We start from the raw sequence: 18,366 nt of genomic DNA, 5'->3' as shown, positions 1-18,366 counted from the left end.
GGCCACGGATCGGCCACCCCCCACCTTTCCCAGGCAGGACTCTGTGCTCGAATCCGTGACTTCCGCCGCCCTGGCCAGTGCCATGGACGGGCTGGCTTTGCGCCAGCGGACCATCGCGAACAACATCGCGAACGTCAACACACCGAACTACCACGCTAAGCGCGTCAGCTTTGAGGACGCCCTGGCCCAATCGGTGCAGGCCGGCGACGGCAGCGTCCAGGCAACGACGGCGGATTCCCTGGAGCCCACCCAGCTGAACGGCAACAACGTCAACCTGGACACCGAGACCCTGTCCAACATCGACACCGTGCTCCGGTTCCAGTTCGCCGCCCAGGCCGCCGGCAACGAGTTCACCGCTATTCGTGCCGCACTGAGGACCAGCTAATGACTTTCGACATGATCGGCATCGCCGGATCCGCCCTGACCGTCCACCGCAAGTGGCTCGACGCCGTCTCGGACAACCTCGCCAACATGAACAACGCCTCGGCCACGTCCGGGCCGGCCTTCCAGGCCCGCTACGTCGAGGCCGCAGCGGGCTCGGGGACCTCCGGCGTGTACGTCCAAGGCACCCAGCTCGGCAGCGCCGCGGGCCGGATCGTCTACCAGCCGGACCACCCGCTGGCCGACGCCAACGGCAACGTGAAGTACCCGGACATCGACATGGCCGAACAGATGGGCGCGCTCATCATCGCCCAGCGCGGCTACCAGGCCAATGCGCAGGTTGTGGACCGCGCCCGCGAAACCTACACGGCTGCCCTTCAGATTGGACGCTCCTAATGACTGTTGCCCCCATCGCCCCAGTCCAGGGTGTGCTGCCCACAAGCTACGTCGGCGGTACTTCGGCAGCCGCCGGCACGGACGGCTCCGCCTTTGCAACCTCACTCACCGGCGCCGTGGACAACCTCCAGCAGCTGCAGTCGACGTCGAACCAGCTGGCCGTCTCCGCGGTCACCGGGAACCTGGACGACATCCACAACGCCACGCTCGCCGCCACCCGCGCCCAGGTCACGCTGGAGCTCATGTCCACCATGCGCAACAAGGGCGTTGACGCCTTCAACGAGATCATGAGGATGCAGGCCTGATGCCGCCGCAGATAAACGTCTTCTTCCAGCGCTTCGGCGCGGGCCTGAAGAGCTTCACCGCCGGCCAGCGCACCCTGGCCGTGCTCGGTGCTGCCCTGCTGGTGGTGGGCATCGTGGCCCTGTCCGCCTGGCTCACCCGCCCCGCCCTGACCCCACTGTTCTCCGGCCTGAAAAGCACCGACGCCAGCGGAATCGTGGACCAGCTCAAAAAGGACAACGTCGCCTACGAGCTGAGCGACGGCGGCTCCACCATCCTCGTCCCGCAGGACAAGGTTTACGACGAGCGGCTCAAGGCGGCCTCCGCCGGCCTGCCGACGGCCGCAGCCACCGGCTACTCCCTGCTGGACAAAATGGGTGTGACATCCTCGGAATTCCAGCAGTCCGTCACCTACAAGCGCGCCCTCGAAGGCGAACTCGCCAGCACAATCGAAGCCATGGACGGCGTCAAGACCGCCGCCGTCCGCCTGGCCATCCCGGACAAGAGCGTCTTTGTGTCCAAGACTCCCGACACCACGGCCTCGGTCTTTATTGATACCGCCGCCGGAGCCACGCTCTCCAGCGACAAGGTGCAGGCAATCGTGCACCTCACCTCCGCCGCCATTGAAAACCTCAAACCGGACAACGTCTCGGTGGTCGACTCCCAGGGCAACGTGCTCTCCACAGTCGGCGGCGGGGCGACGGGTTCGACCTCCAAGCAGGCCTCCGATTACGAGAACCGCACGTCCGACGCCGTGAAGGCGGTCCTGGACCGCGTGGTGGGCCCGGGCAACTCCACCGTCGCGGTGGCCGCCGACGTCACCGGAGAATCCGCGCAGCAGAAGAGCGAGACCTTCTCCAACACCGCCGGCGCGTTGCCGCTCAGCGAGTCCTCCAAGACCGAGAAGTACACCGGAACCGGGGGAGGGGCCGCGGGTGTGCTGGGTCCGGACAACATCGCTGTCCCCAGCGGCACGAGCGGGAACGGCAACTTCGATTCCACCACCGCCACCAAGAACAATGCCGTCAACAAGGTCACCGAGGACCGGCTCATCCCGGCCGGGGCCGTGAAGCGGCAGACGATTTCCGTAGGGGTCAGCCAGGCCGCCGCCGGCGGCCTGAACCTCGCCTCGCTGAAGAACCTCGTCACCTCCGCAGCCGGCGTGGACACCACGCGGGGCGACGTCGTCACCGTTGAGGTGGTGCCGTTCAGCACTGCCGCGGCCGATAACGCCGCAAAAGCGCTCGCGGAGGCCCAGGCCAACGCCGAGGCGGAAAAGCAGGCCGCGTTCTTCTCCACCATCATCACCGCCGGCAGCATCCTGCTCGGCCTGCTGATTCTGGCGCTGGTGGTCACGATCATCCTGCGCCGCCGCCAGAAGCGCGAGCCTGTGGACCTTGGCGAACGCCTGGACCTGCAGATCATGCCGGTGGCCCCGCCGGTGGTGGCGCTTCCGCCCGCGCCCGAGACCTCGGCCATCCCCATCACGGCCCTGCCTCCGCTTCCGGGTCCGAGCACCGAACAGCTCGAGTCCGAGCGCCGCCGGGTCGAGATCGACAGCATGGTCGCCGCCAACCCGGAACGGGCCGCCGATTACCTGCGCAGCCTCATGGATGACAGGCAACCGGCATGAAACCGGCCGATACGCTCCTCACCGGCACCCAGCGGGCCGCCGTCGTCCTGATGCAGATGAGCCCCGAGAACGCCGCCAAGGTCATGGCCCAGCTCACGGACACCGAGGCGGAGGAGATTGCCGGCGAGATCGTCAAGCTCCGCAAGGTGGCTCCGGACGTCGCCGAGCAGATCATGAAGGACTTCCACCAGAGCGCGCTGACCAGCCCGCGCCAGGCCCGCGGCGGCCGGGAACTCGCCGAGGGCCTGCTGGAGGCATCCTTCGGCTCGGAAAGGGCTGCAGGACTCATGAACCGCCTGACGGTCAACATGGCCGGCAGGTCCTTCGAGTTCCTTGAGGACATCGAACCCGTGCAGATTCTGGCCCTGATCGACGGCGAACTGCCGCAGACCATCGCCCTGGTTCTCGCCCACCTCAGTCCGCGCAAGGCCTCGGCCGTGATGTCCGGGCTGCCCGGCACGCTGCGTGCCGACGTCGCCCTCAGCATCGCCACCATGGGTTCCGGCGCGCCCGAAGCGATCGGGATCGTCGCGGACACCCTCAAACTCCGCGGCGGCGCGGCCGTGTCCCAGCAGGCCTCCAAAGTGGTGGGCGGCATCCAGCCGCTGCTGGAGATCATCAACCGGACCGACGCCGGCACCGAACGGTCCGTACTGGACGGCCTGGACCTGCTCGATCCCGACCTCGCGGTGGAGATCCGGGCGCAGATGGTGACGTTCGACGACATCGTGAAACTGGAACGCCGCGACGTCCAGCTGGTGCTGCGCGGACTCGACGCCGCCGTCCTGGCAGTCGCCATGAAGGGTGCCTCCGAGCCGGTCCTGGAGACCATCACCACCAACGTCTCCGGGCGCAACCTGGAAATCCTCGAATCCGAGATCGCCGGGCTGGGCCCGCTGCGCGCCTCGCAGATCGAGGAGGCCCGTGCCGCGGTGGTCCGCTCCATCCGTGAGCTGGAGGCCGACGGCCAGATCACCATCCAGCGCGGGGACGAGGAAGACTATGTCTACTGACAGCGGCGCTGCCGCTGCCCCGGCCCGGATCGTCTTTCCCTCACTGCGGGGGAACGGCCCGGCCATGGACCAGGCCGGGTACACCGAGGGCCACGCCGCGGGCTACGCCGCCGGTGTGCGCGCCGCCGCGAAGGAACAGCGCCGCTGGCGGGACCGGATGGCGGCCGAGCAGGCTGCCTCGCTGGCCGCCGGACAGCAGGACCTGGACCGTGCCGTCCGCGCCCTCGCCGTGGCGCGGACCGACTTCGCGCACCGCAACGTCCAGGCCCTCCAGGACGCCGAAGAAATCCTGGCCCGCACGGCGTTGGAACTGGCCGAGGCCATCCTCGGTTACGAACTGGCCGAGGGGACGCGGACCGCACGCGCCGCCCTGGCCCGCGCGCTGACCGGAAACGACGCCGCCACGATGCTGGCCATCCGTCTCCACCCGGCGGACATCGACGTCCTCAGCCGGGAAGGGCAGGAATCGCCCGCCGGGCTGCCGCTGATGCCGGACCCCTCCCTGGGCCGCGGCGACGCGAAAGTGGAATACCAGCACGGCTGGTTCGACGCCAGCCTCCGCGGAGCACTGGACCGTGCGCGCACGGCGCTGCTGGGAGAGGCCGGGCAGGCCGACGTCGATCCCGCCGGAGACCCTGACGGCGGATCGTCCCGTGGCGCGTACCGGAGCCAGGCATGATCGCCGGGTGGCGCCCGAAGGGTGCCGACTATGCCGCCGCGCTGGCCGCCGCCGCCCCGCAACGGGTGGGCGTGGTCACCTCGGTCATCGGCCTGGGCCTTGAAGTGTCAGGACTGGACTGCGCGTTGGGCGACCTAGTAACGGTGGGGGAGCACCCCGGCCTTGACGCCGAGGTGGTCGCCGCGCTGGACGGCTCCGTGCGCTGCATGCCGCTCGGCCGGCTCGCCGGTGTGGCGGCCGGCGACCCCGTCCGCACCAAGGGCGGCGCCGTGCTGGTCCCCACCGGGCCTGGACTGTTCGGCCGGGTCCTGGACGGCCTGGGACGGCCGATCGACGGCAAGGGACCGCTGCTCAGCGGACCGCGCGTGGCGATCGACAACGAGGCCCCGAACGCCATGAAACGGGCCCGCATCGACACCCCGCTGCAGACCGGCGTACGCGTCCTGGACACCATGACGACGCTCGGCAAGGGCCAGCGCATGGGCCTGTTCGCCGGCTCCGGCGTCGGGAAATCCTCGCTGCTCTCGATGATCGCCCGCGGCACCGACGCCGAGGTCTCCGTCATTGCCCTCGTCGGCGAACGCGGCCGCGAAGTCCGGGAGTTCCTCGAGGACGACCTCGGCGCCGCCGGCCTGGCACGCTCCGTGGTGGTGGTGGCCACCTCCGACGAACCCGCCCTCATGCGCATGCGCGCGGCCTTCACCGCCACCCGGATCGCCGAGTCCTTCCGCGACCAGGGCCAGGACGTGGTCCTGATGATGGATTCGCTCACCCGCGTGGCCATGGCCCAGCGCGAGATCGGCCTTTCGGCCGGCGAGCCCCCCGCCACCCGCGGCTACCCGCCGTCGACCTTCTCGATCCTGGCCCGGCTGCTGGAACGCGCCGGCACCGCCGAGACCGGCTCCGTCACCGGCATCTACACAGTGCTCGTCGACGGCGACGACCACAACGAACCCATCGCCGACGCCGCCCGGTCCATCCTGGACGGCCACGTGGTGCTGGACCGCAAACTCGCCGTCACGGGGCACTTCCCCTCCGTGGACGTGCTCGGCTCCGTGTCCCGGGTGGCCACCAAGGTCAATTCCCGGCCCCACCTCGACGCCGCGGCCACCCTCCGCAGGGTCCTCGCGGCCCGCAAAGCGGCGCAGGACCTGATCGACGTCGGGGCCTACCAGGCCGGAACCAACCCGCTGGTGGACGCCGCCCTGAACCACGAGCACGAGGTCAGCGGATTCCTCCAGCAGCCGATGGACGAATCCACCGCCCATCCCGAGTCCTGGCAACGGCTCGGCCACCTTACTTCGATCCTGGGAGCAGCAGCATGAACCGCGAATTCTCTCTGGCAGGGCTCCTGCGGCTCCGCCAGCTCCAGCAGGACCAGGCGGCCACCGGGCTTGCGCGTGCGCGCTCACGCTCCAGTTCCGTCCGGGCCCGCGAGGCCTCCGCCCGCCGCGAGCTGGCTGCCACTGACGATCCCATCACCAGCTCCGCCTCCCTGCGCGCCGTCGCCGCCGCCCGGTCCTCCTCCCACAGCATGCTCGCGGACCTGCAGAACCTCACGCGTCTGGCCGAGGTGGACGAGTCCATCGCCCGCGCCGAGTTCATCGCTGCCCGCACACGGTCCGTCGGCCTGGAAAAACTGCAGGCCCGCCACGACGCCGAGGTCAGCTCCGCGGACCTTCGCGCCGAACAATCGGTTCTTGACGAGATCGCCTCGACTCTCTGGCACCGCGAAGACAGCCAGGTGAAGCCATGAGTATGACCGAGGCGATCGGCCGGATGCAGGGCATCCAATCAATGATCGCGGAACTCACGCGGCCGGCGGCCACGGAGACAAGTGCCGCGGCGGCCAAGGCATCGGCCGCGTCCTCGCTGGCCACTGCCACGGGCGCCGGCGACTCCTCATCCTTTACGCAGGCACTCGCCACGGCGCTGGGCGGCACCGGAACAGCTGGCGCCGCCTCTCTCACCGATAGCTCGGGGCTGGGTGCCTCGCTGGGATTGGGCAGCACGACGGCGGCCGGCGCCACTGGTCTCAGCGGCCTGGCCGGGCTCACCGGTGTGGGCGGGCTGACCGGCCTGGCTGGGCTCGCCGGGCTGACCGCCGCCCAGGCGCCGGGAACGATCCACACGGGCGCAGCCGCGACCGGCAACGACGTGGTGGCGGTGGCCAAGAAGTACATAGGCGTTCCCTACGTGTGGGGCGGCACCAATCCGGCCACCGGCATGGACTGCTCCGGCTTCACGCAGCGGGTCTTCAAAGACCTCGGTGTGGAGATTCCCCGTGTCGTGAGCGACCAAATGCGCCAAGGCACCCCGGTAGCCTCCCTTGCCGAGGCCAAGCCCGGAGACCTCCTGGTGAGCTTCGGCGGCAACCACATTTCCATCTACCTCGGAAACGGCAAGGCAATTGACGCGCCCGTACCCGGCAAGACCATCCAGATCCGCGACGCCTGGGAACAGCAGTCCAACCTGACGGCCATCAGGCGCATCGTTCCTGCCGGGGCGGCATCATGAAAGCCGGGGCATCGCTGGACTTTGCGGGTACGCCGGCTGCGGCCGCCCCCGGACGGGCCGCCCGGCAGGGCGCCGACCCGCGGCCCGGGCACGACCGTCCGGCCACTGCGCTCTTCGGCTCAGTCCTCAATGACGTCCAGGGTGCAGCGGGCAACGTCACCGCTGCAGGACCCAGGACCGCTGGAAAGCCGGGCCCCGGGAGGGCCAGTGCCGCCGGCGCCGTAACCGCCGACGCCGAACGGGCCGCCGGCGCCGCGAAGCCGGACCGTGACGGCGCGACGGACGGGGCTTCGGCAGCCGGCACTCCCGCGAACAGCGCAACAGCGGGGCGCCCTGCTGACGGGTCCGCGCCGGGGGCCGATGCTGCTGCAACCGGTTCCGCCAGCCTTGGACCCGCGCAGTATGCCCAGGCCCAGTTCGCCAACGTCCAGGTTGTCTCGTTCGCACAACTTGGTCAGGCAGCGCAGGCGGTTCAGGCGGGTCAAACAGCGCAATCGGGTCAGGCAGCACCGGCCGGTCAGGCAGCACAGCCGGTTCAGACTGCGCAGCAGGCCGGAGCTGTAACGCAGGCCGGAGCGGCAGCCCAGCCGGGAGCAACAGCGGTTGCGTCGGCCTCGGCCCGTCACGAGGGCTTCCCTGTCGCCGGACAGGCGGCCGCCTCCGCAACCGCGGCCGTTCTCCCCGCCGCGGTGCCTGCTTCGGCTGCGCAGGCTTCTGCCCCGGCAGCCGTGCCCGCCACTGCCGTGACCCCGCCGTCGGCCTCGTCGGTCACCGGCACCCCCGGGACTACTCCTGCGCCCGGTTCCGCCCCGGCGGTCAACGGTTCGCCGGCGGCTGCAGCCACGGCCTCCGGGCCGGCCGGCAACGGGCAGGCGGGTAACGGAACAGGCATCACGACGCCCGCTCCGGCCTCGCCCGGACAGATCCGGCGGACGGCCGTCAACGGCACGCCGCCGGCCGCCACGGCCGCCGGCGCAGTGGCTCAGGCCTCCGCTCCGGCGTCCGCCCAGGCGCACGCCGACGTCCAGACGGACCAGGTCCCGGCACGGGTGGCCACCACCGCCCAGCCGGCGTCGGCCGCTGTGCCGGCAATGGCCGCCCAGCCGCCTGCGGCCGCCGCCACCCAGCCCGTCTCCCAGCCCGCTGCCCCGCCGGCGCCCCATACCGAGGCACCCCTCCAGCCCCAGCTGGCCAAACCGCTCTTCACCCTGGTGGGGGCGGCACCTGGCCAGCACATCATGACCCTGAAGGTCAGCCCGGAGGATCTCGGCCCGCTGACTGTCCGGGCTCAGATCGACGCCGCGGGCGTCCGGATCGAACTTTTCGCCCCCGGGGACGCCGGACGGGAAGCGGTCCGCGGGATCCTGCCCGAACTCCGCAGGGAACTCGCGGACGCCGGCTTCGGTGCCAGCCTCGACGTGTCCGATCACAACGGGCCAGGAAATTTCGGCCAGAACGGGGGCAACAACGGCGCAGCCCAGGACCGGGCGGGCAGCAGCGGCCAGTTGGCCGCGGGCCGGGACCCCGGCGGTAACGGCCCGGGCGGCCGGAACGGGCCGGCCGATCAGCGGCCCGGACACCGCTGGGATGCGCTCGCCGACGACAACGCCATACGCACGGCCAGGATATTGAACGGCCCCCAGACCACCCTCGACATTCTTGTCTGACACGAAGGAACGCGACATATGACGATTCAGCCGATCGCATCCCAGCCGATCACACCGCAGACGGTCACCCCTCAGCCGGTCTCCGGCGCGGGGGCCACGACGGCAGCGTCCGCCGTCCGGACGCCCGTGCAGACCATGGATGCCAACGTGTTCATGACCCTGCTCGTGGCGCAGCTCAAGAACCAGAACCCGAGCGCGCCCATGGACACCAACCAGATGATGAGCCAGACCCTCCAGCTTTCCACGATGGAAAAAATGACCGAACTGACCAGCAACAGCAAGGAGGGCTTCTCCCTCCAGATGCGGACGGCGGCGGCCCAGTTGATCGGCCACTCCGTCGGGTACACGCTCGCGGACGGCACCACCGGAACCGGCGTCGCCACCGCGGTCTCCTATGCGGGTTCAGTCCCGTCAGTCAAGATCGGTGACCTCTCCGTTCCCCTCGACTCCATCACCGGGCTCACTGCTCCGGCCGCCCCCTAACCAGTTCTTCACCCGTAGAAAGGCAGTTCCCATGCTCCGCTCGCTGTACTCCGGAATCTCGGGCCTCCGCGCCCACCAGACCATGCTGGACGTCACCGGCAACAACATCGCCAACGTCAACACGGCCGGCTTCAAGTCCTCGACCACCCAGTTCCAGGACACCCTCTCGCAGATGACCCAGGGTGCCTCCGCCCCGCAGGGGCAGTCCGGCGGCAGCAACCCGGCCCAGATCGGCCTCGGCGTCCGCGTCGCCGGTGTCAGCACCAACTTCAGCCAGGGATCTTCGCAGAGCACCGGGCGCGCCACCGACATGATGATCTCCGGCGACGGCTTCTTCGTCACCAGCAAGGGCGGCCAGCAGCTGTTCACCCGCGCCGGGTCGTTCAACTTCGACGCCGCCAGCCAGCTGGTCAGCCCCGACGGCGGGATCCTCCAGGGCTGGACTGCCAAGAGCGGCGGTGCCATCGATACGGCCGGAGCAATCGGCGACATCACCCTGAACCCGAACAACATGGTCGCCACGGCGACGTCCAAGATCACGCTGGACGGCAACCTGCCCGGCGACGCGGCCGCCGGAACCACCTTCGACCGCGTCGTCAAGGTCTACGATGCTACCGGCGCGGCCCGCGACATGACTCTGACGTTCACGGCCAACGGCGGCAACAGCTGGAACATCGGGGGCACCGATGGAACCACCAGCGGCGGACCGATCACCCGGACGTTTACGAACGGCAAGCTCGACCCCGGGGCCGCACTGACCGTTGGCGGCATCGGCGTCGACCTTGCCCAGGTCTCCGCCTACGCCGGCATGAGCACCCTGACCGTCAGCGGCCAGAATGGCTCCGCTACCGGCAAGCTCGAGTCCTTCACCCTCGGTAACGACGGGTCCCTGATCGGCTCGTTCAGCAACGGCACCAAGCAGGTCCTTGCCAAGATTGCGCTGGCCAAGTTCACCAACCCCACCGGCCTGGAAAAGGCCGGGAGCTCCTCCTACGTGGCCACCGCCAACTCGGGCGGAGTCCAGCTGGGCGGCGCTGGCGATCCCGGCATCGGCACCCTGTCCGCCGGTTCCCTGGAAATGTCCAACGTGGACCTGTCGCAGGAATTCACCAACCTGATCGTTGCCCAGCGCGGATTCCAGGCGAACGCCCGCATCATCACCACCTCGGACGAGGTCCTGCAGGAACTGACCCAGCTGAAGCGTTAGTTCCCGGCGCCCACCCTCCGGGGTGCGCTCACCTCCACGTTGCTCTATCACGTATGGCTGTCATTCCGGCGGCGAGGCAACCCTACGTGATAGGGCAACGGGTGCTTAACGGGTGCGCAGGGCGATGCGGACCCTGCGCACCGCGCCCCGGAAACTATCGGCGAGATCGTCCGCGTTGAACTTTAAGTACCGCCATCCCGCAGCGTTGAAGACGTCGTCGCGGCGGTTGTCACGGGACTGCTGTTCGCGCGTGCGGTGGTGGGCGCCGTCGTACTGCATGGCTATGCGCTGTTCGCGGTAGCCCAGGTCTGCGGCCGGTGAATACGGGTCCTCCGGAACAATCCGCACCTGCAGCTCCGGCTCCGGGAGCCCGGCCGCGGTGAGCGCCAGCCGCAGAAACGTCTCCGGTGCAGAGTCGGCACCGGCGCGTATCAGCTCGGTCGCCTGACGGGCCTTCACGATCCCTTGAAGCTTCGGGTGACGCTTGAGCATCGCCCGGAGTTCCTCCCGCGTGGCCCACGGATTGGCGCGGATCTCCAGCCCCGGGCGCGGGTGACGCACCAGCTGGTCACCCACGGCCACCAGGTCTTCCAACGGCAGGATGCGGGCGAGGTCCAGCCACGTCCGCGCCGGGGTCGAAATGCGTATACCGTCCAGCAGCGTGACCTCGTCAGGGAAGGCAAGCACGGTGTGCCCCACCACGCCCTTTCGGCGGACCGGTGGCAGGTCGTGGGGCTTGCTGAGATGCAACTCCCGGCTTTGGCAAAACCACGCCGGAAGCCACAGCCCGTGGATGACCGCGGCAGTCAAATGCGAGATCCAGCCGCCTGGCGTCGCGGCCGAGAGCGCCGGTGCCAGGCTTCGGACCTCAAAGTCCCAGCCCACCGGGAGGTAGATCAACCGGCTGGCCGGGGCGACGTCGGATGCTCGGAGACGGGCCCGGCTCAGATTGGCGGCTCTCGCCTCGTGCACGGTGAACGGAGCAGTCGATAGATGGGCGGGCAAAGGCGCGGGCGGTCGCATGCGGACCATTTTTGCCGTAAATGCGTGATGCTGCTGAAGTTATCCACACCCTTCCGTTGCTCTGGCACGTATGGCTGTCATTCCGGCGGCGAAGCAACCCTACGTGATAGGGCAACGGGTGGTTAAGGGCAGATCAACCGGTGGGCCGGGGCGCCCGCCCTCAGGCAACCTGCCAGGTCACGGGGAGCTGCTTTACGCCGTAGACGATCGTGCTTTCCATCCGCTCCAGCTGCGCTTCGGGGTCCACGGCCAACCCGGGCAGGCGCGACAGCACGGCCTGCAGCGCGATCCTGGCCTCCAGCCGGGCCAAGGGAGCGCCGAGGCAGAAGTGGATGCCCTGCCCGAAGGCCAGGTGGCGGTTGGGTGAGCGTCCGACGTCGAACATGTCCGGGTCCGGGAACTGGTCCCCGTCGCGGTTCGCCGAGCCGATCCAGGCCACGACCGGGGATCCCGCCGGGATGGTCCGGTCCTGCAGCGTGGTGTCGACGGCGGTGATCCGGTACATGGACTGCACGGGCGAGCGGTAGCGCAGCACTTCTTCAATCGCGTGCGGGAGCCGGGCGGGCTCGGCGGTCAGCCGCTCCGCCGGTCCCGGCACTTCGGTGAAGCACAGCACCGCATTGCCGATCAGGTTGGTGGTGGTCTCGTTCCCGGCGACGAGCAGCAGGCTGCAGAAACCGAGCAGCTCGATCACGCTGAGTTTCTGCCCGTCGATCTCGGCGCCCAGGAGAGCGCTGATGAGGTCCTGGCCCGGCTGGCGGCGTCGCTGCTCGATCATGCCCATGAAGTACTCCGCCATTTCCCGGTGCGCGGCAGTGTGGCTGGATTCATCCGCGCCCGGACGGGTTTGGCTCACGATCACGTCAGACCATTGTTTGAACCGGTCCCGGTCCGCGGCCGGAATGCCCATGAGTTCCGCGATCACGATCACCGGCAGCGGATACGCCAGCTGTTCGATCAGGTCCGCCGTGCCCGCGGACACCACCGGGTCCAGTAACTCATCGGTGAGGGCAGAGATGCGCGGGGCGAGCGCTTCCACCGATCGCGGCGTGAAGGCCTGCGTCACGAGGGAACGCAACTGGCGGTGCCGGGGCGGATCCGTGTTGATCAGGCTGGCAGCGAAGAGCTGGCCTGTTTCGGACGGGTTGTCGCCGCCGATCCGGGAAGAAAACGTGGCGTGCTCGGACAGGACGCGCTGGACATCGTCGTAACGGAAGACGTGCCACACCCCGGTCTCCTGATCCTGGAAAACGGGATCACTGTGGCGCATGGCCTCATAGCGTGGAAAAGGGTTCAACGGCTGCTCAAGAGCGGGATATGGCACCATGGCTGGCCTTCCTGACGAGCCGGGCGGCCGCTAAATCCGGCGCTGGAGTAATGACACTGGACGGAAGGCACCCGGCGGTCGTCCAACGGGGCGGGCCGCTTGGCCCCGTCAGCCCACCCTAATACCGCACAGCAGGCTTGGGACAGGGGCGCAGGGGCTATCCCGGCATTCCGGGCCGATGCTGTTGTGCCGGCTAAGCGGCGGAGACGGACCTGGCCCCGCCGCCTAACGAAGACGCCCGTCCTGCCGACAGTACGGAGCAGAACACCACTCCCCTCACAGAGCAGAATCGGCCCATGATCGTCGTCACACGCCTCAACGGAACGCGCTTCGCGGTCAATCCGGACCTCATCGAGCGTATCCACGAGAGCCCGGATACGCACTTGGTGACGCTCGACGGCGCCGCCTACGTCGTGCTCGAAAGCCTCGCGGAAGTGGTTGAACTCATCGCCGACTACCGTGCTTACATCCTGAGCAAGGCCCGGGATTTTCCGGCCATCACCGGCTATCCGTTGAGCCTGGTCCGGACTGACACGTCCGACGACGACGGAGACTCCGACGACATCGACGGCGACGGCCCCACGGCCCCCGTGCAACCCAGAAAGTAATCATGGATCCCGCAACAGTCATCGGACTGCTCCTCGCCTTTGGCTCCGTTATCGCAATGGTGACCATGGAAGGCGGCAGTGTCACTTCGCTCCTGCTGCCGGCCCCCATGGTCCTGGTCTTCGGCGCCACCCTCGCCGTCGGGATCGCAGGCAACACCCTCAAAGACGTCATTCAGGCCTTCAAGGCCCTCCCCAAGATGTTCGCAGGCAAGACGTCCAAACCGCAGGACAGCATCGACCAGGTGGTCCGGTTCGCGGAAAAGGCGCGCAGCGAGGGTCTGCTTTCCCTGGAGGAAGAAGCGGCCAGCGTCAAGGATCCGTTCCTGACGCGCGCCCTGCAGAACATTGCCGACGGCACCGACGCCGAAGAGCTCCGGATGCTGATGGAGGATGAGATCGACTCCAAGTCCCGCAGCGACCATTCCAACTCGAAATTCTTCGCGAGCCTCGGCGGTTACGCCCCCACCGTCGGCATCATCGGCACCGTCGTCTCGCTGACCCACGTCCTGGAAAACCTCTCCACACCGGACGAACTCGGGCCCATGATTGCCTCAGCATTCGTCGCCACGCTCTGGGGCCTGCTGTCCGCCAACTTCCTCTGGCTTCCCTTCAGCGGCCGTCTGGCCAGGCTCTCTGAGCTGGACATCGAACGGATGACGCTTCTGATGGAGGGCATGTTGGCCGTTCAGGCCGGCGCCCAGCCCCTGCTGCTCGCCGAAAGGCTGCGTTCGATGGTTCCTGAACACCAGCTCAAGGCATCAGGCGGGGATAAGAAAGCCGCCGGCAAGGACAACTCCGACGCGCTTGACGAGGCCGCGTGAGTTCCAGGCGGCGCGGGCGGAAGAAACCGGAAGAACATCACGTCGACGAGCGCTGGATGGCGTCCTACATGGACATGGTCACCGTGCTGATGTGCATGTTCATTGTCCTGTACGCCATGTCCAGCGTGGACGCCAACAAGTTCGAAAAGCTCCGCAACTCCCTGGCCACGGGCTTCGGCGCGGTGTCGTCAAAGACGGTGGACACCGCATCGGGCACCGTGGTGCCGCCGGACCTCGTCGACAAAAACCTCGAGGCCTTCGCCGCCGTCAAGGGCGCGGCAACCACATCCCCGGAGAACATGGCCGCGGCGATCAAGGAAGTGGACCGGCTCAAGGCGCTGCAGGCGAAAATGCAGGCCGGGCTGGCCGTCGCCGGTCTGAGCGCCAACGTCGAGTTCCAGATCGACCAGCGCGGCCTGACGGTCAAGCTGGTCGGATCGCAGGCTTTCTTCGAACCCGACCGGCCCGAACTTACGTCCCGGGCCACTCACGTGCTGCAGATCATCTCGCCGGTGCTCAAACCGGCCGGGATGGAAATCATGATCGAGGGCCACGCCGCCAACGGCATCACGGCCTATCCGTCCACGTGGGAATTGTCCTCGGCGCGAGCCGTCAACGTCCTGCGATACATGGTGGACCGGGGCGGCATTGTCCCCGGAACCATCGGCGCCGTGGCGTTCGGCTCGGCCCGCCAGGTCAATGACGACTCAACCCCGGCGCTGATGGAGCGGAACCGCCGGGTGGACATCGTGGTCCTGTCCGACAAGCCCGACGTCATCCGCGCCCTGATTCCGGAAGCGCTGAAGCTGAGCAAGAAATAGACAGTCTGCCTGCTGTTCTTGCTCACTGTTTCTTGCCTGATGCGGGTTGCGCCGTATTGCCTGCCGCTTACTGCTTACGACGGCGGACCGCTTGCCGATAGTGGCAACCGTGAGTGTTCTGGATGAGCGGGAAGTGGCACGGGAGCGGACCGTTAGCGTCTATGACTTCCGCCGTCCGGCGACGCTCGCCCGCGAACACAGCCGGGTGCTGGAGCTCGCCTTCGAAACCTTCGCCCGCCAGTGGGGAACCCAGCTGACCGCCAAGGTCCGGGTCAAGTCCGTGGTGCGCCTCGAAGACGTCAGCATGCTCAGCTACGACGAATACGCGGCCTCACTGCCCGCCGTCACTGCCATGGTGCTGTGCACCGTGGAGGCCCACGATTCCAAACTGGTGGTGCAGTTCCCCGGACCGGCCGCCCTCGGCTGGGTCAACCGCATGCTCGGTGCCTCGAACGACTCGCCCATGCCGGACCGGAAGTTCACCCAGATTGAGCAGGCCCTGATCAAGGGCCTCATGGACGAGGCCCTCGAAGACCTCGGTTACTCCCTCGGCCCGCTGCTGAGCGAGGCCGTCCGGGTGGACACGATCCAGTACAACTCCCAGTTCGCCCAGGCCGCGGCGCCGAGCGAACTGATGATTGTCGCCTCCTTCACCATGAGCGTCGGCGACGTCAACGCCCCCGCCACGCTGGCTGTCCCGGCCGCCATCCTGCTGGGACGGCTCAAGAAGGTCAACCCGACCGACACGCGCGGCGACGCAGCGGCGCGGGTCAGCGCCCAGCTGGAACAGGTGCCGGTGGAACTGTCGGTGCGGCTCTCGACGTCGTTTGTCACCCCCAGCGAGATCCTGGGACTCGCGGTCGGCGACGTCCTGACCCTGCCGCACCTGGAAAACCGGCCCTTTGACCTCACCCTGGACGGAACCCGGCTGGCCACGGCCGCCCCGGCCCGCAACGGCTCCCGCGCGGCCGCAGTCATTGTCACAATCGAGGAGAACCAACGATGAGCATCACCCTGACCAAGCACGAATTGTCGGCGGAGCGGCTCGTCGAGGAACTGCCGAGCCCGGTGGCCTTGAAGGTCGTCGCCCTGGTGCCTGCCCGGGCCGCGGCCGCCTACGCCCGCCAGGCGGTCACCGCAACGTTCGTTGGGGCGGTCACCGCCGATCTCGCGCTGATGCTCAGCGACCGCACCTTCCTGGACGAGGCTGCCGGGGCAGGGACCCAGCTTGGACACGTGTCCGTGACGGACGTGCTGCGTCCGGCCATGGAAAGCGCCAGCTCGGTCTTCGGCGCCGGCGTCCTGTCCGATCTGCGTGAATCCGACGTCTCCGGGCTTCTCTCGGACCCCGACACGGCGGTCTTTGAACTCTCCGACGGCGTCAACGCCGCGGCCTGGTTCGCTGTCCGGCTCCGTGAACACGGCAACAACCACGACCGTGCCGGGGACGTGTTCGCCGGCGGAGACACCGTGGCCGGCCGGCTCGGCCGCATCAACAACATCGAGATGGCCCTGACCGTGGAGATCGGACGCACCCGGATGTCGGTCCGCGACGTGCTCTCACTGGAACCGGGAAAGATCATCGAACTGGACCGCTCCGCCGGCGCCCCGGCCGACGTCCTGCTCAACGGCAGGCTGATCGCGCACGGCGAAGTTGTGGTCCTGGACCAGGACTACGCAGTGCGGATTACCCGCATCCTCGACGTCGCCGAGGGGCTCAGCTGAATGGATGCACTGATCCTCGGGCTGCGGGTAGTCGTGGCCCTGGGCGCGGTGCTGGGCCTCATGTGGCTCCTGCAGCGCAGGCTGGGCAAGGGCACGGGACGGCGCCGGGCTGACCGCGCCCTGACCATCGTCAGCCGGCAGAGCCTCGGACAAAAAGCGTCCGTCGTGGTGGTCGACGCCGCCGGGCAGCGCTTCCTGCTGGGCGTCACCGAACACGCAGTGAACGTTCTGCACACCGGGGACATCCCGCCCGAACCCGAAGAAGCCCCGGTACCCGGCATCAGCCGAAGCCTCGGGGATTTCGCCCGGATTCTGGCGGAGGCCACGCCATTGGTCGGCAACCACTTCAGCAGCCAGCCGGCTGGCCACTCCATCGAGGGCCGGTCAGCTGATGCTTCGTCTGCTCATGCGTCGTCTGCTGATGACACGGACGGCCGCGTAGACCCCGTGGGTGACGCTGCCGTCGCGTCCCGGGACCTGCCGTCGTCGCGCCGCAGCTCCCTTCACCGGGGCTCGCAGGCCCGCGGGCCCGCCGGCCGGGGGAGCGCCACCGGAGCCTCGGCCCATCCGCCCCTGCACGGGTCCATCCTTGCCGGCTCCACGTGGAAGCAGGCCGCGGCCGCTCTCAGGAGCGGACGCCGCAATTGATTCCCGCCCTCCCCGCCAGCCCGGCACGCTTGAGTCCCGCCGGCGCCAGATCCCTCCGGCTCCTGGCCGTGGGGCTCGCCGCCGTGCTGCTGGCGCTCCTGCTGCTGTGGCTGAATGCCTCGGCAGGGCACGCAGCGCCCGTCGATCCGGCCCCGCCGGTGCCGCCGACGGATCCGGCCAGCCCCGGCACGGGGAACGTCAACATCCAGATCAACGGGATGGACGGCAAACCTTCCTCCGCCGTCCTGACCCTGATCGGGATCACGCTGCTGGCCGTCGCGCCCTCGCTGCTGCTGATGATGACCTCCTTCACCAAGATCTTCGTGGTCCTGGCGATGACCCGCAACGCGCTCTCGCTGCCGTCCATCCCGCCAAACCAGGTGCTGGCAGGGCTGGCGTTGTTCCTCTCGATCTTCGTCATGTGGCCCGTCATCAACGAGATGAACAACCTCGGAATCCAGCCCTACCTCAACGGCAAACTGGACTTCAATGGTGCGGTCAGTGCCGCGTCCGGACCGTTGCAGCACTTCATGCTCGCCCACACGCGGGAAGAGGACATCGCCCTGATGACCCGCGCCGCCGGCGCCGAGAACCCGGCCACGCCTGAGGCCGTCCCGCTGCAGACCCTCATCCCGGCGTTCATGGTCTCCGAACTCCGCGCGGCGTTCATCATCGGCTTCGTCATCTTCATCCCGTTCCTCGTCATCGACCTCGTGGTGTCCGCGGCATTGATGTCAATGGGCATGATGATGCTGCCGCCGGTCATGATCTCGCTGCCCTTCAAGATCCTCCTTTTCGTCCTGGTGGACGGCTGGGGCCTGATCATCACGGCGCTCGTCCAAAGCTATGCGGGGACCGGATGAACACCAACGCCGTCCTGGACATCTGCCTCCAGGCCATGATCGTGGCCGCGAAGCTCGCCGCGCCCGTGCTGCTCACCGCGCTGGTGGTGGGCCTCGCCATCTCGCTGGTGCAGTCCGTCACGCAGCTGCAGGAAGCCACCCTGTCCTTCGTGCCGAAGGCCGCCGCGGTGGCTGTGGCCCTGATCGTCTGCGGGCACTGGATGATTTCGGAGATGGTCGGGTTCACGAACGACCTCTTCGCAAAAATACCGTCCCTGCTCGGAGGCCTGTGA

22 protein-coding genes are annotated in these 18,366 nt (G+C 68.3%); 20 read left to right on the top strand and 2 right to left on the bottom strand.

Annotation, left to right across the window (positions count from 1 at the left end):
- The first annotated feature begins 43 nt into the window (after positions 1-43).
- The 12 genes from flgB to C8D78_RS17575 are packed head-to-tail and all read left to right on the top strand — an operon-like array spanning position 44 to position 10,258.
- Positions 44-385, top strand: coding sequence for a flagellar basal body rod protein FlgB (flgB, locus tag C8D78_RS17630; protein ID WP_120955166.1), 342 nt, complete (start codon positions 44-46; stop codon positions 383-385).
- Complete coding sequence (locus C8D78_RS17625) at positions 385-777, top strand: flagellar basal body rod protein FlgC (RefSeq protein WP_120955165.1); 393 nt, start codon at positions 385-387, stop codon at positions 775-777. Before flgB ends, C8D78_RS17625 begins: the two co-directional genes overlap by 1 nt.
- Positions 777-1,082: a flagellar hook-basal body complex protein FliE gene (gene fliE, locus C8D78_RS17620; protein WP_120955164.1), complete on the top strand. Its 306-nt coding sequence runs from the start codon at positions 777-779 to the stop codon at positions 1,080-1,082. Before C8D78_RS17625 ends, fliE begins: the two co-directional genes overlap by 1 nt.
- A complete protein-coding gene (gene fliF, locus C8D78_RS17615; RefSeq protein ID WP_120955163.1) occupies positions 1,082-2,692 on the top strand; it encodes a flagellar basal-body MS-ring/collar protein FliF in 1,611 nt (536 codons plus the stop codon). The genes fliE and fliF overlap by 1 nt, the downstream gene beginning before the upstream one ends.
- Positions 2,689-3,705, top strand: coding sequence for a flagellar motor switch protein FliG (fliG, locus tag C8D78_RS17610; RefSeq protein WP_120955162.1), 1,017 nt, complete (start codon positions 2,689-2,691; stop codon positions 3,703-3,705). The genes fliF and fliG overlap by 4 nt, the downstream gene beginning before the upstream one ends.
- Complete coding sequence (locus C8D78_RS17605) at positions 3,695-4,384, top strand: FliH/SctL family protein (RefSeq protein ID WP_120955161.1); 690 nt, start codon at positions 3,695-3,697, stop codon at positions 4,382-4,384. Before fliG ends, C8D78_RS17605 begins: the two co-directional genes overlap by 11 nt.
- Positions 4,381-5,709, top strand: a complete 1,329-nt coding sequence (locus C8D78_RS17600; protein WP_120955160.1) for a FliI/YscN family ATPase — start codon at positions 4,381-4,383, stop codon at positions 5,707-5,709. Before C8D78_RS17605 ends, C8D78_RS17600 begins: the two co-directional genes overlap by 4 nt.
- On the top strand, positions 5,706-6,140 hold the full coding sequence (locus tag C8D78_RS17595; RefSeq protein WP_120955159.1) for a flagellar FliJ family protein: 435 nt from the start codon (positions 5,706-5,708) through the stop codon (positions 6,138-6,140). The genes C8D78_RS17600 and C8D78_RS17595 overlap by 4 nt, the downstream gene beginning before the upstream one ends.
- Positions 6,137-6,901, top strand: a complete 765-nt coding sequence (locus C8D78_RS17590) for a C40 family peptidase (protein ID WP_120955158.1) — start codon at positions 6,137-6,139, stop codon at positions 6,899-6,901. The genes C8D78_RS17595 and C8D78_RS17590 overlap by 4 nt, the downstream gene beginning before the upstream one ends.
- Positions 6,898-8,568, top strand: coding sequence for a flagellar hook-length control protein FliK (locus tag C8D78_RS17585; protein ID WP_120955157.1), 1,671 nt, complete (start codon positions 6,898-6,900; stop codon positions 8,566-8,568). The genes C8D78_RS17590 and C8D78_RS17585 overlap by 4 nt, the downstream gene beginning before the upstream one ends.
- Before the next feature lie 18 nt (positions 8,569-8,586).
- Positions 8,587-9,051, top strand: coding sequence for a flagellar hook assembly protein FlgD (locus tag C8D78_RS17580; protein ID WP_120955156.1), 465 nt, complete (start codon positions 8,587-8,589; stop codon positions 9,049-9,051).
- 31 nt (positions 9,052-9,082) lie between these two features.
- Complete coding sequence (locus C8D78_RS17575) at positions 9,083-10,258, top strand: flagellar hook protein FlgE (protein ID WP_120955155.1); 1,176 nt, start codon at positions 9,083-9,085, stop codon at positions 10,256-10,258.
- Positions 10,259-10,363: 105 nt separating this feature from the next.
- Here the strand turns inward: C8D78_RS17575 and C8D78_RS17570 are convergent, their stop codons facing one another.
- Positions 10,364-11,281 (bottom strand): DUF559 domain-containing protein, encoded by a 918-nt coding sequence (locus C8D78_RS17570; RefSeq protein ID WP_120955198.1) that lies wholly within the window; start codon positions 11,279-11,281, stop codon positions 10,364-10,366.
- Between the two features lie 160 nt (positions 11,282-11,441).
- On the bottom strand, positions 11,442-12,608 hold the full coding sequence (locus C8D78_RS17565) for a cytochrome P450 (RefSeq protein WP_120955154.1): 1,167 nt from the start codon (positions 12,606-12,608) through the stop codon (positions 11,442-11,444).
- 296 nt (positions 12,609-12,904) lie between these two features.
- Here C8D78_RS17565 and C8D78_RS17560 point away from each other — a divergent pair, with 296 nt between their 5' ends.
- The 8 genes from C8D78_RS17560 (at position 12,905) to fliQ (ending at position 18,366) form a co-directional block, all read left to right on the top strand.
- Positions 12,905-13,216 (top strand): flagellar FlbD family protein, encoded by a 312-nt coding sequence (locus C8D78_RS17560; RefSeq protein ID WP_120955153.1) that lies wholly within the window; start codon positions 12,905-12,907, stop codon positions 13,214-13,216.
- 2 nt (positions 13,217-13,218) lie between these two features.
- Positions 13,219-14,037, top strand: coding sequence for a motility protein A (locus tag C8D78_RS17555; RefSeq protein WP_120955152.1), 819 nt, complete (start codon positions 13,219-13,221; stop codon positions 14,035-14,037).
- Positions 14,034-14,858 (top strand): OmpA/MotB family protein, encoded by an 825-nt coding sequence (locus tag C8D78_RS17550; RefSeq protein WP_120955151.1) that lies wholly within the window; start codon positions 14,034-14,036, stop codon positions 14,856-14,858. Before C8D78_RS17555 ends, C8D78_RS17550 begins: the two co-directional genes overlap by 4 nt.
- Positions 14,859-14,967: 109 nt before the next feature.
- On the top strand, positions 14,968-15,864 hold the full coding sequence (locus C8D78_RS17545) for a flagellar motor switch protein FliM (protein WP_244208464.1): 897 nt from the start codon (positions 14,968-14,970) through the stop codon (positions 15,862-15,864).
- A complete protein-coding gene (gene fliN / locus C8D78_RS17540) occupies positions 15,861-16,583 on the top strand; it encodes a flagellar motor switch protein FliN (protein ID WP_120955149.1) in 723 nt (240 codons plus the stop codon). Before C8D78_RS17545 ends, fliN begins: the two co-directional genes overlap by 4 nt.
- A complete protein-coding gene (fliO, locus tag C8D78_RS17535) occupies positions 16,584-17,231 on the top strand; it encodes a flagellar biosynthetic protein FliO (protein WP_120955148.1) in 648 nt (215 codons plus the stop codon).
- Positions 17,228-18,094, top strand: coding sequence for a flagellar type III secretion system pore protein FliP (gene fliP / locus C8D78_RS17530; protein WP_425266718.1), 867 nt, complete (start codon positions 17,228-17,230; stop codon positions 18,092-18,094). The genes fliO and fliP overlap by 4 nt, the downstream gene beginning before the upstream one ends.
- Positions 18,091-18,366, top strand: a complete 276-nt coding sequence (gene fliQ, locus C8D78_RS17525; RefSeq protein ID WP_120955147.1) for a flagellar biosynthesis protein FliQ — start codon at positions 18,091-18,093, stop codon at positions 18,364-18,366. The genes fliP and fliQ overlap by 4 nt, the downstream gene beginning before the upstream one ends.

The sequence above is a fragment of the Arthrobacter oryzae genome (assembly GCF_003634095.1).
Classification (GTDB): Bacteria; Actinomycetota; Actinomycetes; order Actinomycetales; family Micrococcaceae; genus Arthrobacter; species Arthrobacter oryzae.
This window is presented reverse-complemented; position numbering and strand designations above follow the sequence as displayed.

Bases quoted from the DNA above. Each gene is read 5' to 3' on its own strand.
- C8D78_RS17590 (WP_120955158.1), top strand. From the start codon at position 6,137: ATGAGTATGACCGAGGCGATCGGCCGGATGCAGGGCATCCAATCAATG.
- fliQ (WP_120955147.1), top strand. From the start codon at position 18,091: ATGAACACCAACGCCGTCCTGGACATCTGCCTCCAGGCCATGATCGTG.
- C8D78_RS17595 (WP_120955159.1), top strand. From the start codon at position 5,706: ATGAACCGCGAATTCTCTCTGGCAGGGCTCCTGCGGCTCCGCCAGCTC.
- C8D78_RS17555 (WP_120955152.1), top strand. From the start codon at position 13,219: ATGGATCCCGCAACAGTCATCGGACTGCTCCTCGCCTTTGGCTCCGTT.
- fliE (WP_120955164.1), top strand. From the start codon at position 777: ATGACTGTTGCCCCCATCGCCCCAGTCCAGGGTGTGCTGCCCACAAGC.
- C8D78_RS17600 (WP_120955160.1), top strand. From the start codon at position 4,381: ATGATCGCCGGGTGGCGCCCGAAGGGTGCCGACTATGCCGCCGCGCTG.
- C8D78_RS17565 (WP_120955154.1), bottom strand. From the start codon at position 12,608: ATGGTGCCATATCCCGCTCTTGAGCAGCCGTTGAACCCTTTTCCACGC.
- fliN (WP_120955149.1), top strand. From the start codon at position 15,861: ATGAGCATCACCCTGACCAAGCACGAATTGTCGGCGGAGCGGCTCGTC.
- C8D78_RS17580 (WP_120955156.1), top strand. From the start codon at position 8,587: ATGACGATTCAGCCGATCGCATCCCAGCCGATCACACCGCAGACGGTC.
- C8D78_RS17585 (WP_120955157.1), top strand. From the start codon at position 6,898: ATGAAAGCCGGGGCATCGCTGGACTTTGCGGGTACGCCGGCTGCGGCC.
- C8D78_RS17625 (WP_120955165.1), top strand. From the start codon at position 385: ATGACTTTCGACATGATCGGCATCGCCGGATCCGCCCTGACCGTCCAC.
- C8D78_RS17560 (WP_120955153.1), top strand. From the start codon at position 12,905: ATGATCGTCGTCACACGCCTCAACGGAACGCGCTTCGCGGTCAATCCG.
- C8D78_RS17570 (WP_120955198.1), bottom strand. From the start codon at position 11,281: ATGCGACCGCCCGCGCCTTTGCCCGCCCATCTATCGACTGCTCCGTTC.
- C8D78_RS17575 (WP_120955155.1), top strand. From the start codon at position 9,083: ATGCTCCGCTCGCTGTACTCCGGAATCTCGGGCCTCCGCGCCCACCAG.
- fliO (WP_120955148.1), top strand. From the start codon at position 16,584: ATGGATGCACTGATCCTCGGGCTGCGGGTAGTCGTGGCCCTGGGCGCG.
- C8D78_RS17605 (WP_120955161.1), top strand. From the start codon at position 3,695: ATGTCTACTGACAGCGGCGCTGCCGCTGCCCCGGCCCGGATCGTCTTT.
- fliG (WP_120955162.1), top strand. From the start codon at position 2,689: ATGAAACCGGCCGATACGCTCCTCACCGGCACCCAGCGGGCCGCCGTC.
- fliF (WP_120955163.1), top strand. From the start codon at position 1,082: ATGCCGCCGCAGATAAACGTCTTCTTCCAGCGCTTCGGCGCGGGCCTG.